10 protein-coding genes are annotated in these 12,551 nt (G+C 71.0%); 5 read left to right on the top strand and 5 right to left on the bottom strand.

Annotated features, from left to right (window positions below; translation table 11 throughout):
* Positions 1 to 317: 317 nt before the first annotated feature.
* Entirely contained in the window at positions 318 to 2,084 is a 1,767-nt protein-coding gene (gene ptsP, locus KILIM_RS17430; RefSeq protein WP_006594052.1) for a phosphoenolpyruvate--protein phosphotransferase, read from the bottom strand.
* A gap of 414 nt (positions 2,085 to 2,498) precedes the next feature.
* Between ptsP and KILIM_RS17425 the strand changes: the two genes are divergently transcribed.
* The 5 genes from KILIM_RS17425 to KILIM_RS17405 all read left to right on the top strand — a co-directional run bounded on the left by KILIM_RS17425 (position 2,499) and on the right by KILIM_RS17405 (position 7,281).
* Positions 2,499 to 3,269 (top strand): DeoR/GlpR family DNA-binding transcription regulator, encoded by a 771-nt coding sequence (locus tag KILIM_RS17425; protein ID WP_040563752.1) that lies wholly within the window; start codon positions 2,499 to 2,501, stop codon positions 3,267 to 3,269.
* The gene (locus tag KILIM_RS17420) at positions 3,266 to 4,225 is read left to right on the top strand and encodes a 1-phosphofructokinase family hexose kinase (RefSeq protein WP_040563738.1); all 960 of its coding nucleotides are present in this window, start codon (positions 3,266 to 3,268) and stop codon (positions 4,223 to 4,225) included. Before KILIM_RS17425 ends, KILIM_RS17420 begins: the two co-directional genes overlap by 4 nt.
* A gap of 108 nt (positions 4,226 to 4,333) precedes the next feature.
* The gene (locus tag KILIM_RS17415) at positions 4,334 to 6,445 is read left to right on the top strand and encodes a PTS fructose transporter subunit IIABC (protein WP_006594049.1); all 2,112 of its coding nucleotides are present in this window, start codon (positions 4,334 to 4,336) and stop codon (positions 6,443 to 6,445) included.
* Positions 6,446 to 6,547: 102 nt separating this feature from the next.
* Positions 6,548 to 6,814 carry an HPr family phosphocarrier protein gene (locus tag KILIM_RS17410; protein WP_006594048.1) on the top strand — a complete coding sequence of 89 codons (267 nt, stop codon included), beginning with the start codon at positions 6,548 to 6,550 and terminating at the stop codon, positions 6,812 to 6,814.
* Positions 6,815 to 6,921: 107 nt separating this feature from the next.
* A complete protein-coding gene (locus KILIM_RS17405) occupies positions 6,922 to 7,281 on the top strand; it encodes an ArsC/Spx/MgsR family protein (protein WP_006594047.1) in 360 nt (119 codons plus the stop codon).
* A 48-nt stretch (positions 7,282 to 7,329) separates the two neighbouring features.
* On the opposite strand, the gene KILIM_RS17400 is transcribed toward KILIM_RS17405, so the two are convergent.
* The 4 genes from KILIM_RS17400 to KILIM_RS17385 all read right to left on the bottom strand — a co-directional run bounded on the left by KILIM_RS17400 (position 7,330) and on the right by KILIM_RS17385 (position 12,464).
* Positions 7,330 to 8,085, bottom strand: coding sequence for a DUF4328 domain-containing protein (locus tag KILIM_RS17400; RefSeq protein ID WP_006594046.1), 756 nt, complete (start codon positions 8,083 to 8,085; stop codon positions 7,330 to 7,332).
* A 166-nt stretch (positions 8,086 to 8,251) separates the two neighbouring features.
* The gene (locus KILIM_RS17395) at positions 8,252 to 9,652 is read right to left on the bottom strand and encodes a S1C family serine protease (protein WP_006594045.1); all 1,401 of its coding nucleotides are present in this window, start codon (positions 9,650 to 9,652) and stop codon (positions 8,252 to 8,254) included.
* A 233-nt stretch (positions 9,653 to 9,885) separates the two neighbouring features.
* Entirely contained in the window at positions 9,886 to 10,935 is a 1,050-nt protein-coding gene (locus tag KILIM_RS17390) for a hemolysin family protein (RefSeq protein ID WP_006594044.1), read from the bottom strand.
* Positions 10,932 to 12,464: a hemolysin family protein gene (locus KILIM_RS17385; RefSeq protein ID WP_006594043.1), complete on the bottom strand. Its 1,533-nt coding sequence runs from the start codon at positions 12,462 to 12,464 to the stop codon at positions 10,932 to 10,934. The genes KILIM_RS17390 and KILIM_RS17385 overlap by 4 nt, the downstream gene beginning before the upstream one ends.
* Positions 12,465 to 12,551 lie beyond the last annotated feature (87 nt).

Genomic DNA, 12,551 nt, shown 5'->3' with positions numbered 1-12,551 from the left:
GCTCCGGCGAGGCCGAGGGCCGCGGCCCGGCGGCTGACGGGCAGCCGCGCCGCGAGGTGTCGGGCGCCCGCCCCGACCAAGCCACCGACCATGCGGTGCCGGGACGATTCGGGCATGGCGGAGCCCCAGTGATCTGCAGACATCGAATTCTCCCCAGTGTGATCCCCAGAAGGATGTGTGCACCCTTCGAGAACTGCCCCCGCAGTTCTGTGCAAACCATACTGCGGCGGAACGGGGACCGGAATCCCTATCTGTCACGGGATTCGTTGAGGCACAGGGAGATTACTGCTTCGCAGCCGACGTGGTGGGTCGGTGATTCAGCCCAGGATCGTGCGCGCACGCTCGCGGGCTGAGGCGGAGTCGGAGGCGCTCAGTACCGCCTCGGCGGCCTCCTGGCACTGCGCGAACGTCACGGCGGCCAGCTGGGCGCCCACGCCGGAGACGGCCGAGGCCGCCATCGACAGCGAGGTCACGCCGAGGCCGATGAGCACGCACGCCAGCAGCGGGTCGGCCGCCGCCTCACCGCAGACACCGACGGGCTTGTCGGCATCCGCTCCGGCGCGGGCGGTCATCGCGATGAGCGTGAGCACCGCCGGCTGCCACGGGTCGGTCAGCGTCGCCAGGTGCGGCGACATGCGGTCGGCCGCCATCGTGTACTGCGAGAGGTCGTTGGTGCCGATCGACAGAAAGTCGACGTGCTCGAGAAAGGCCGGGGCCAGCAGCGCCACCGACGGCACCTCGACCATGATTCCCGGCTTGATGCCGCGTTCGCGGGCCAGCTGCGCGAAGCGCTTGGCCTCGGGGATCGTCGCGACCATCGGCGCCATGACCCACGCGGGGGTCTCGGCATCCTCGTCGCGGGCCGCTGCGGCCGCCGCCACCGCGTCGAGTTGGTTGGTCAGCAGCTCGATGTCGCGCAGGCCGATCCGCACGCCGCGCACGCCGAGTGCCGGGTTCTCCTCGTGCTCCATGTTCGCGAACTTCAGCGGCTTGTCGGAGCCGGCGTCGAGCGTGCGCACGACGACCTTGTGCCCCGCGAAGGCGGCGAAGACCTCGCTGTAGATGCCGGTCTGCTCCTCGATGCTCGGCTCGTCCTCGGAGTTCAGGAAGCACAGCTCGGTGCGGAACAGGCCGACCCCGCGAGCCTGCGACTCGGCGGCCTTGCGGGCCCCCGCGCCGTCCTGCACGTTGGCCAACAGCTCGACGTCGCGGCCGTCCTTGGTCGTGGCCGGGCCGCGCCAGCTGCGGATGGCCTCGCGGCGGGCGGCGTCCTCGGCGACCAGCCGCGCGCCCTCCTGCTCGTCGATGCCGAGCTGGATGGTGCCGGCGCCGCCGTCGACGAGCACCCGAGTGCCGTCGGCGATCTTGCCGATCTTCGAGGCCGCGACGATGCACGGGATGGCGAGCTGACGGGCGATGATCGCGGTGTGGCTCGTCGGTCCGCCGAGCTGGGTGACCAGCGCGGTGATGACGCTGGGGTCCAGGCCGGCGGTGTCGGCCGGCGCCAGGTCGTCGGCGAACAGCACGCTGGGCTGCGCCGGGGTGGGCACACCCGGCTCGGGCAGGCCGAGCAACTCGGCGATGACCCGGTCGCGGATGTCGCGCAGGTCGGTGGTGCGCTCGGCCATGAGCCCACCGAGCTTCTCGAACGTCGTGATGAACTGCGCGATCGCGGCGACGACGGCCTGCGGGGCCGGGGTGCCGCCCTTGACGAGCTTGAGCGCGGCGCGCTTCCAGCCGCGGTCTCGGGCCAGTGCGGCCGTCGCCGAGAGCACGTTGGAGGCGACACCGGTGACCTGGCTGGCCCGATCCTCCAGGCGGGCGGCCACGGTTTCGACCGCCGTCTCCAGATGCGCCGCCTCCTGGGCCCGATCCTCCTGCGCGACATCCGGCTCGTGCGGCAGCGTCTCGGGTCGGCCCTGCTTCCAGACCACGGGGGCGTAGGCGATGCCGGGGACCACGCCCGTCCCCGTCACCGAGTCGGGCAGCAGGGTCGTGATCGAGCCGGTCGCGGTCTCGCTGGCCTCCGTGCTGGCCTCGTCGGCGACCTCGGGGGTGGTGGGCTGGCCGACCTGATTCGTCATGTGTTGGGCTCCTCTGCAGTGAGGTTTCGGGATGGGTGAGTGGCGCTGACTGACCGTGTGGAGCGAAGCGCTCCCGTTGGGGGCTCAGTCTGCTCCGGATGCCAAGACCCTAGCGGAAACCCTTGCGTGAGCGCCACATAATCGGATATAAAGTCAACTATTCCCACATCGCATCATGTGGGAACTGGCTTCGAAAGGTGAGTCCCGGTCGATCTCCGGACACAGTCCGGTCACCGTCGGTCGAGACGCTCGCCTCCGGGGCTCGGCCGCGCCACGATCGGTGGATCACACTGTCCCCCGGCCTCGTCGGTGACGGACGGCGGTGACGCGGCAGAGCCCACCGGGGCCCTGAAGCAGACGAAAGCAGACACAAAACCGATACCGGCACAGACGGATGAGGACGGCAGCGACGCCATGTACGCAGAGGAACGGCAAGAGGCCCTGGTCGCCGAGGCGCGGCGCGCGGGGCGCATCTCGGTAGCGCAGGCCGCCGATGTCCACGGCGTGACCCCCGAGACGATCCGCCGCGATTTGGCGGCGCTGGACTCCCGCGGCCTGTTGCGCCGCGTGCACGGCGGGGCGGTGCCCACCGAGTCGTTGCGCCTCGTCGAACTGGGCGTCGCCGAGCGCTCCGGCAGCCGCGCCGGAGAGAAGGCCCGCATCGCCCGAGCGGCCCTGGCCCACGTGCCCAGCGGTCCGGGCTCCACTATGTTGCTCGACGCGGGCACGACGACCGCGGGCCTGGCCGCCATCCTGCCCGCCGACCCCGAGCTGACGATCATCACCGGCTCCATGCCGATCGCGACCGTCGCCTCCCAGCGTTGCCCCGGCCCGGTCCAGTTCGTCGGTGGACGGGTCCGCGGCCTGACTCAGACCACCGTCGGCGCCGAAGCGGTCGCGGTCGTCGACGCCCTGCGGGTCGATGTCGCCTTCGTCGGCACCAACGGCCTCACCGCCGGGCACGGCTGCTCTACCCCGGATGCCGAGGAGGCGGCGGTGAAGCGAGCCATCGTCTCCAGCTCCCGCCGGGTTGTGGTGCTGGCCGACTCCAGCAAGGTCGGGGTCGAGTACCTGCGCTCGTTCGCCCCCCTGGCCGATATCGACGTGCTCATCACCGACGCCGACGTCGATCCCGCCTTCCGCTCCGCCTGTGTCACGTCCGGAATCGAGGTCGTCCTCGCATGATCGTCACCTTCACCGCCAACCCCAGCCTCGACCGCACCGCCTGCCTGGCCGTGCCCCTGACCCGCGGGGGAGTCCACCGCCTCGCCGATATCACCAGCGAGCCGGGTGGCAAGGGCGTCAACGTCGCCCGCGCCGTACACCTGGCCGACCAGCCGGTGCTGGCCGTGCTGCCGGCGCAGCGGCACGACCCGATCCTGTCGGCGCTCGCCGAGCGGGGCGTGCCCTATCGGCACGTCGAGGTGCCCCAGACCGTGCGCACCAATCTCACCCTCACCGAGGCCGACGGCACCACGACCAAGCTCAACGAGCCCGGTGCGGTGCTGGGTCAGGAGGATGCGCAGGCGCTGCTCGACGTGCTCGTCGGCGCGTGCCGCGACGCCTCCTGGGCGGTGCTGTCGGGCTCGCTGCCGCCCGGCGCGCCGCCGGACTGGTACGCCCAGCTGGTGCGCGCCCTGCGCCCCCTGGGGGTCAAGATCGCGGTCGACACCTCCGACGACCCGCTGCGCCAGCTCTCCGACGCCTTTCCCGACGCCGCCCCCGACCTGCTCAAACCGAACTCCGAAGAGCTGGCTCAGCTCACCGGAGCCGACGGTGAGGCGTTGGAGGCCGCGGCCGCTGCCGGCGACCCCGGGCCGAGCATCGCCGCCGCCGCCGTCCTCGTCGAGCGCGGGGTCACCACCGTCATGGCGACCCTGGGCGGCGCCGGGGCGGTGCTCGTCGACGCCGCCGGCGCGTGGAGTGCGCTGCCGCCGCCGATCCAGGTGCGCAGCACCGTCGGCGCCGGCGACTCCTCGGTCGCGGGTTACGTCATGGCCGATATCGCCGGCCTGGATGCCGCGGGCCGCCTCGCCCAGGCGGTCGCCTACGGCTCGGGCGCGGCCTCGCTCGCCGGCAGCGCCATCCCCACCCCCGCCCAGACCAATCCGGACGCGGTGCAGGTCACCCGCCGGGTCTGACCCAACCCCTCAGCCGGCGCGCTGCTCGCCACCGTCGGGCGCGCCCATCGACTCCACCCTCCGCAGTGACGCGCCCCAATCGCGCGTCGGCCACGAAAGGACACGACCATGAGCGATGCCGCTCACGACACCCCGCTCATCGAGCCCGATCTCGTCGCGCTCGATGTTGATCTCGGTGAGACCAAGGAGGAGGTGATCGCCGGGCTCGCCCGCATCGTGGGAGACACCGGTCGCGCCGACGCCATTGGCCTGCGTGACTCCGCCCTGGAACGCGAGGCTCTCTCGCCGACCGGCATGCCCGGCGGATTCGCCATTCCGCACTGCCGTTCGGCCGCGGTCAAGACCGGCTCGCTGGGCTTCGCCCGGCTGTCCAAGCCGGTCGACTTCGGCGCCAAGGACGGCCCGTCGGACATCGTCTTTCTCATAGCCGCGGCCGAAGGCGGCGGCGCCGACCACATGAAGCTGCTGACCAAGCTCGCTCGGGCCCTGGTCAAGAAGGACTTCCTGGCCGGACTGCGCGCCGCGCAGAGCCGCGACGAGATCGTCGAGATGGTCGGCAATGTCGTCTCCCCGCCGCCGAAGCCGGCCGAGCCGCAGGCACCCGCCGGCGACTCCGGCGCTGACGCCGTGGGTGACTCTGCGGCCGCCGGGGCTGCGGATGGCGATTCGCAGCACTCGGGCGGGCAGCGCTCGATCGTGGCGATCACCGCGTGCCCCACGGGTATCGCGCACACCTACATGGCCGCCGACTACCTGGTCGCCGCGGGCAAGGAGCTGGGCGTCACCGTGCACATCGAGCCGCAGGGCTCCTCGGCGACGACCCCGGTCGACCAGGCGACGATCGACGCTGCCGACGCCGCGATCTTCGCGACCGACGTGGGCGTCAAGGGCCGCGAGCGGTTCGCCGGCAAGCCGGTCGTGGAGTCGGGCGTCAAGCGCGCGATCAACGAGCCGGAGGTCATGATCAAGGAGGCCCTCGCGGTCGCCGACGACCCCGACGGACGCCGCGTGGCCGCGGGCTCGGGCGCCGCTGCCTCGAGCTCGGCCTCGTCCGGAGCCGGTGGTTTGAGCTTCGGTTCCAAGCTCAAGCAGGTGCTGCTCACCGGCGTCAGCTACATGATTCCGTTCGTGGCCGCCGGTGGTCTGCTCATCGCGCTCGCGTTCGCGGTCGGCGGCTTCCAGATCATCGACGTCAGCAAGGACACGGTGCTGAACCACAGCCTGTGGAACCTGCCGGCCGCCCATGAGGGCTACGCCCCGCTGCTCGTGTACCTGGGTTCGGTGCTGCACCAGGTGGGGGCCGCGGCCTTCACGTTCCTCGTCCCGGCGCTGGCCGGCTATATCGCCTTCGGCATCGCCGACCGGCCGGGCATCGCGCCCGGCTTTACCGCCGGCGCCGTCGCCATGTTGGTCGGCGCTGGCTTCATCGGCGGTCTGCTCGGTGGTCTGGTCGCGGGCGTCGTCGCCTACTGGATCGCCAGCTTCCAGGTGCCGCGCTGGCTGCGCGGGCTCATGCCGGTCGTCATCATCCCGCTGTTCGCCTCGCTCGTCGCGGGCGGGTTGATGATGATCTTCGGGCAGCCGCTCAAGGCGCTGACCGACGGCCTGCAGGGCTGGCTGGGCGGCATGTCGGGCACCTCGGCGATCCTGCTCGGCGTGATCCTCGGCCTCATGATGTGCTTCGACCTGGGCGGCCCGGTCAACAAGGCCGCATACGCGTTCGCCGCGGCGGGCCTGAACCAGAGCGACCCTGCGACGCTGAAGATCATGGCGGCCGTGATGGCCGCGGGCATGGTGCCGCCGATCGCCATGGCGATGGCCACCGTCGTCCGCAAGAAGCTGTTCACCGAGGCCGAGCGCGAGAACGGTGTGGCGGCCTGGCTGCTCGGCGCCTCGTTCATCTCCGAGGGCGCCATCCCGTTCGCCGCGGCCGACCCGCTGCGGGTCATTCCGTCGATGATGGCTGGTGGGGCGGTGACGGGTGCTCTGTCGATGGCTGTCGACGCGACCTCGCGCGCGCCGCACGGCGGTGTGTTCGTGTTCTTCGCCATCGGCAACTTCGTCTTGTGGCTGGCGGCGATCCTCATCGGAGCGGTCGTGGCCTGCGCGTTGGTGGTAGTCGCCAAGTCGATGGGCGCCAATGGGGGCGACAAGCCGACTAAGGTCGGGGCAGAGGCCGAGCGTCAGACCGCCGCGGCCGTGAGCAGCGGCGCCCACTGATCCGACCAGTTCGAAGCCTGCGGGTCATCGTTGGTGCGCCAGGCAGGTCCACGTAAGAGTCCGTGAAGCCGGATGAGAATCCCTACGAGGAAGGCACGCTCCATGGCCAGCAAGACTGTGGTTGTCGGCTCCGCCGTCGGCCTGCACGCCCGCCCCGCCGCGATCATCGCGGAGGCTGCGGAGAAGTACGACGACGAGATCACCTTGGCTGTCGTCGACGGTGATGACGACGAGGGCGTGGACGCGGCCTCCGCGCTCATGATCATGACCCTCGGCGCCGAAAAGGGCGTGTCGGTCGTCGTCACCTCCGACAACGAGGAGGCGGTCGAAGAGATCGCGGCCCTCGTCGAGAAGGACCTCGACGCTTAACTAGCAGGAACTTGCGTTTGCAGCGGGGCGGGAGCCGATGGGCTTCCGCCCCGCTGGCGTGTCCGCCGGGTCTGGGCGCGGCACGGGCGGATCCGTAGGGTGAGCCCATGGCCGACGTAACGATCTTGCACAACTCCCGCTGCTCCACCTCCCGTCATGCGCTGTCGGCGGCTGGTGAGGCCGGCACCGACGTGGAGGTGATCGAGTACCTCAAGACACCCCTGGACGAGGCGGCCCTGCGCGAGCTGCTGGGCAAGCTGGAAGACGAGCCCGGCGCGCTCGTGCGACGCGATCCGGCGTTCGCGGCGGCCGGTTTGACGGAGTCCGACGTGGCCACCGTCGATCAGGTGGTCGCCGTGCTGCTGGAGCATCCGCGCCTCATGCAGCGCCCGGTGCTGGTGCGCGGCGACCGCGCCATCATCGGCCGTCCCAAGGAGCGGGTCGCGGGCTTTCTCGCCACCCCCTGAAGGCGCCCGCTGAGGTCGTCCCCTGAGGCCGTGCGGCCAGTCGTCGTATCAGGATGCGGCGGGTGTCGGCGCCGGGCCGACCCATCCCCACGTCCGCAGGATCTCGGGCAGCGGGGAGGTGCGGCCGGTCAGGGCATCGCTGATCCGGCGCACGAGCAGCACGGCGGTGCCGGCCGCAGCCACGCCGAGCAGATGGCCGAGCAGCGTGAGGGTCATCGAGCCGGCGTTCATACCGAGGGTCGACACGACGCTCCAGGCCAGCCAGCACGACCACCAGAGCCTGCGCAAACCGGAGCCGGGGTCGCCGGTGCGTGCCGGGCGGGCGGGGGCGGCCGGGTTGTGCTCGCGGCGCCAGCCTTCGCGGTCGAGGTCGGCGACGTTCTGCAACGGGTACCACAGCGCGATGACGGGGATGACCCACGAGAGCAGATGCCAGGTCGGGCTGCGTCGCACCGCCGACGCCCCGCGTGGGTCGGGGGCGGAGCCGGCTTCGGTTGAGTGTGCGACGAGCGAGCTGGCCAGCCACTGCCAGCGCAACCAGCCGATGATCGCGGCCAGCGCGGCGAGCACCGACACGGTGGTGACGAGAGTGCTCACCGCGGCGATGACCGACCACAGATCACCGATGGGTAAGACCGAGCCCAGCGCGAACAGCGGCGTGAACAGCGCTGTGGCCAGCAGGCACGCGCCCTGCAGGGCCAGCGCCGCCTGGGTGGCCAGCGACCAGCTGTGCAGCGATCGGGCCTGCTGGCCGTGCTGTACCGGGTGGGAGGGGGAGGCGAAGGGGTGTGGTGACGAGGGCATGGGCACATCGTGCTGCCTTGGGCCGCATCCGCGCCGAGCTCGCAGTTCGGCCTGTGGACAACCCGCCTCGGGCCCCCTTCTTGCGGGGGCATGTGGATAAGCGAACGGGGGAGCCGGCGGTCGGGCCGATGGAGGAGGGGAGCCCGGCCGCCGGCTCAGGGAACCGTCAGGCCTGCCCGGTGAGGGCGGCCGTGACGGTGCGGCTGCTGCCGCTGGAGTTCACGACGGTCAGCTTGACCTGGGTGCCGACGGCCAGGCCGCGGACCGCGCCGACGAGCCCGTCGGCCCCGTCGATCGGGCGCCCATCGACAGCGGTGATGACATCGCCGGTCTGCAAGCCGGCCTGCGCCGCAGCCGAGCCGTCGACGACCTGCTGCACACCTGCTCCGGAGACCGTCGCCGACCCCTGCTGCACCGTCGCGTCGGTGATCGACACCCCGAGGGTGGCGTGCTGCACGCTGCCGCCCTCGATGAGCTGCGTGACGACGGTCGTCACCTCGGCGACCGGGATCGCGAAGCCGATGCCGATGCTGCCCGCCTGTCCCGAGCCCGAACTCAGCGAGGCGATCGAGGAGTTGATGCCGACGAGGTTGCCCGCGGCGTCGACCAGGGCGCCGCCGGAGTTGCCGGGGTTGATCGCCGCGCTCGTCTGGATCGCGTCGGTGACGACCTGCTGACCGCTGGACTGCTGCTGCTGGAACAGGCCTGGCTGGGCGTTGCCGCTGTCTCCGGAGACGACCTGGGTGGTCACCGGCCGGTTGAGGGCGCTGACGATGCCGGTGGTCACCGTGCCGGACAGCCCCAGTGGATTACCGAGCGCCATGACCGGCGCGCCGACCGTCAGCGAGTCCGCCTGTGCGCGGCCGATGGGCTGCAGGTCGCTGGGCGGGTTGACCAGGCGCACGACCGCCAGGTCGGTAGTGGGGTCGGTGCCGACGACCTTTGCCTCGTACGTGGTGTTCGCCCCCAGCCGCACCTGCACGGTGCCGCCGGCGCCGGCGGCCGCCACGACGTGATTGTTCGTCACGATGTTGCCCGCCGCATCCCAGACCACGCCGGAGCCTTGGTCGCCGCCTTGGGCGCTTTGCACCGAGATCGCGACGACCGACGGTGAGGCCTTGGCCGCGATCTGCGACCAGTTCTCTTGGCCGGCGACAGTCACGGGCGAGGGCGCGGTGGAGGTTGTCCCGGTGATCGAGCTGAGTGAGGAGGTGTTGCCGGAGTCGGTGAGGGCACCGACCCCGAGGGTCACGCCGCTGCCGACGACCGCTGCGATGGCAGCCACAGCGACGAGCTCGGTCCACCGGCGACGCCGGGGGTTCGCCGTGGGCGCGGGGTTCGCCGGGCCGCCGTCGGCCGTCGAGGCGCCCATGCCGTCCGCCTCGACGCCGCTCCCAGGCTGCTCCGCGCCCGCCCGCAAGGCCGCGCTGTCGTAAGCGTTGGTGTCATCCCGGTGAAAGACCTGGGTGTCGTCAACGCGTGCGTCCGGGCCACGTTCGCCACCACTCGCGCCGGCCATGGTCTCGGCGTCGTGGATGTCCTGATTCTGCTTCGTGTCCTGACTCATCGTCGTCCTCCTCCAGCGTGACCGGCCCCGTTGGCCGACATCACCCACCATCCGCCCGGCGTCTGTGCGAGCACTGTGCGATAGGGGGGTGTTGGGCGGATGTTTGCTGTGAGGAAGCTATGAATCTTCGCGCGGCCGATGTGGCATGAGGCTGTCGAGGAGGGGGAGGGGGAGGGGGAGGGCGGAGGGCGGGGGTGCGGGGCAGGCCCTGGGCTGGTCGGGCGCGGGGCGGGTCAGGCGCGGGGGAGGGTGATCGGGCCCGTGCCTGGAGTGGAGGACGCGGTAGCGGTCGGCAGCAGCCGGGTGAGGATGTCGGCGAGGGTGACGACCCCGATCGGCTCGCCCTTCTCGGTGACCACGACGAGGTGGTTCTGCGTCTCGCGCATCGTCGCCAGGGCCTCGTGCACGAGGGTGTCGCCCGGCAGCTCGAAGGTGTCGCGGGCGTACTCGATGGCGGGCTCGCTCGTGTCCGGCGCGGCCAAGGTGTCGCGCACGTGCACGACCTTGGGGTACTTGTCGCCGTCGCGCAGCAGCACGCGCAGGTGACCGGATCGGCGCGCGAGGTCCTGCACCTGGCGCACGTTGGCCTCCAGGGGCAGCGCCGAGGGCACCCGGCCGGCACGCACCAACTGGGCCAGCCGCAACTTGCGCAGCTGCAGCGCGCCTTCGATCTGCATCCGGTACCCGGCGTCCAAGGCGCCGACGTTCGCGGAGTGCTCCACCAGTTGGCGCAGCGTGTCGGGATCGCGGCCCGTGGCCACCTCGTCGACCGGCTCGACGCCGAACCGCTGGAGCAGCCAGTTCGCCGAGGCGTTCAGCGCCCGCAGGATCGGCCGGGTCACCCACATGAAGCCGCGCATCGGGATCGCGAGCATCGTCGCCGACTTCTCCGGGTGAGCGATGGCCCACGACTTGGGCATCATCTCCCCGACGACCAGATGCAGGAAGGTCGCGATGACTAGCGCGAGCACGAAGGCGGTGACGTCGGCGACCGTCGCCGACAGCCCAAGCGTGTCGAGCAACGGCATCAGCGCGTCGTGCAGCGCCGGCTTGGTGATGGCCCCCAGGGCCAGCGTGCACACGGTGATGCCCAGCTGCGATCCGGCGAGCAGCAGCGTCAGTTCGGCCGAGCTGCGCAGCGCGGCGCGGGCCGAGCGGGAGGTGGTCGCCGCGTCCTCGATCCGGTGGCGCTTGGCGGAGATCAGCGAGAACTCGACGGCTACGAAGAAGGCGCTCAAGGCCACGATGCCGATCGTCACGAGGGTGATGACCCAGCCGTTCATGCCTGCTCACCGTCCTTCGCCTCGGACCGGCGTGGCCTCTTGCGGCGCCAGCCATCGTCCTGCGAGATCTCGACGGATTCGTCGGAGTCCTCCTCGGCCTCCTGCGCCGACTCCTCCTCTTCGGCGGCCAAACGAGCCGCCTCCTCCAGCGCGCGCTCCAGCTCGCGGCGCCGTTCGAGCAGTTCTTCGGGCAGCTGCAGCCGCACCCGGCTGGGCACGTGCCGCTCGATGTCGAGCACCTCGACGTCCAGGTAGTGGGGTTCGAGCTCTTCCTCGTGGGCGAACTCGCCGGGGTCGTCCAGCAGCCGCACCTGCAGACGCGTGTTCGCGTCCGGCAACCCGCCGAGCTGATCGATGATCAGGCCGCCGATCGTCTCGTAGGCGCCGCGGGGCAGATCGATGGCCAGGGCGCGCTCGACCTCGTCGACGTGCACGTCGCCGGCCATGACCCACACCCCGTCGTCCTCACGGGCCTCGTAGTCGGGGGTGTCCGGGTCGTGCTCGTCGGTGATCTCCCCGACGAGCTCCTCGGCCAGGTCCTCGACCGCCAGCACCCCGGTCAGCCCGCCGTACTCGTCGATGACGCAGGCCAACTGGTTGTGCGACTCGCGCAGCAGCCGCAGCGCCTCGGGTAGCGGGGTCAGCTCGGCGATCACCATGGGCTCGCGCATGATCGTGGTCACCGGGTCCGACATCGGCCGGTGCGTGGCCAGCACGTCGGCGAGCTGCACGATGCCGATGACCTCGTCGGAGTCGGTGAGGATCGGGTACCGCGAGTGGCCACCGGCCATCTCCTCACGGACCTCCTCGATCGTCGCCTCCTCGCGCAGCACGTCGGTGCGCGAGCGGGGAATCATCGCGTGCGTCACCTGCCGGCGAGGGAAGTCGATGATGCGGTCGAGCATCACCGACAGTTCTTCGGGCAGGTCACCGCTCTCGCGGGAGTCCTCGACGATGTGCTCCAGGTCGCGCAGGGTGGCCGAGTGCTCGACATCGTGCACCGGCTCGATCCGCAGCGCGCGCAACAGCACGTTCGAGGCCTGATCGAACACCCAGATGATGGGGCCGAAGATGGCCAGATAGATGGACGTCGAGCGGGAGAGCCAGCGCGCGACCGGCTCGGAGCGGGCGATCGCCAGGTTCTTCGGGAACAACTCGCCGAAGATCATCTGCACGACCGTCGAGAACGCGATGGCCAGCACAGCGCCGACGCCGATCGAGACCGCGCGGGGCACGCCGACCCCGCCGAGCATGACTCCGATCGAGGAGCCGATGAGCGGCTCGGCGACGTACCCGACGAGCAGCCCGGTCACTGTGATGCCCAGCTGCGCGCCGGAGAGCATGAACGAGGTGCGGCGGGTGATCGACAGGGTGCGCTCGGCCTGGTCGTCGCCGGTCGAGGCCTTCGCCCCGAGCCGGGAGCGGTCGACCGCCATGTAGGCGAACTCCTGGGCGACGAAGTAGCCGGTGACGGCGGTGATCGCGAGGACCACGGCGACGCCGAAGAGCAGGGAGAGCAGCTCAGTCATGATGACGCAGTGGTATCCATCGGGTCGCTGAGAGGGCCGACGGGCGGCACGGGTCTGTCAGATAGATCAGGCGAGATCTCCATGGCA

Source organism: Kineosphaera limosa NBRC 100340, from assembly GCF_000298215.1.
GTDB lineage: Bacteria > Actinomycetota > Actinomycetes > Actinomycetales > Dermatophilaceae > Kineosphaera > Kineosphaera limosa.
The sequence above is the reverse complement of the archived record's forward strand: the minus strand, read 5'-3'. Positions and strand labels throughout refer to the sequence as shown.

Bases quoted from the DNA above. Each gene is read 5' to 3' on its own strand.
- KILIM_RS17400 (WP_006594046.1), bottom strand. From the start codon at position 8,085: ATGCCCTCGTCACCACACCCCTTCGCCTCCCCCTCCCACCCGGTACAG.
- KILIM_RS17405 (WP_006594047.1), top strand. From the start codon at position 6,922: ATGGCCGACGTAACGATCTTGCACAACTCCCGCTGCTCCACCTCCCGT.
- KILIM_RS17420 (WP_040563738.1), top strand. From the start codon at position 3,266: ATGATCGTCACCTTCACCGCCAACCCCAGCCTCGACCGCACCGCCTGC.
- KILIM_RS17410 (WP_006594048.1), top strand. From the start codon at position 6,548: ATGGCCAGCAAGACTGTGGTTGTCGGCTCCGCCGTCGGCCTGCACGCC.
- KILIM_RS17425 (WP_040563752.1), top strand. From the start codon at position 2,499: ATGTACGCAGAGGAACGGCAAGAGGCCCTGGTCGCCGAGGCGCGGCGC.
- KILIM_RS17390 (WP_006594044.1), bottom strand. From the start codon at position 10,935: ATGAACGGCTGGGTCATCACCCTCGTGACGATCGGCATCGTGGCCTTG.
- KILIM_RS17395 (WP_006594045.1), bottom strand. From the start codon at position 9,652: ATGAGTCAGGACACGAAGCAGAATCAGGACATCCACGACGCCGAGACC.
- KILIM_RS17385 (WP_006594043.1), bottom strand. From the start codon at position 12,464: ATGACTGAGCTGCTCTCCCTGCTCTTCGGCGTCGCCGTGGTCCTCGCG.
- KILIM_RS17415 (WP_006594049.1), top strand. From the start codon at position 4,334: ATGAGCGATGCCGCTCACGACACCCCGCTCATCGAGCCCGATCTCGTC.
- ptsP (WP_006594052.1), bottom strand. From the start codon at position 2,084: ATGACGAATCAGGTCGGCCAGCCCACCACCCCCGAGGTCGCCGACGAG.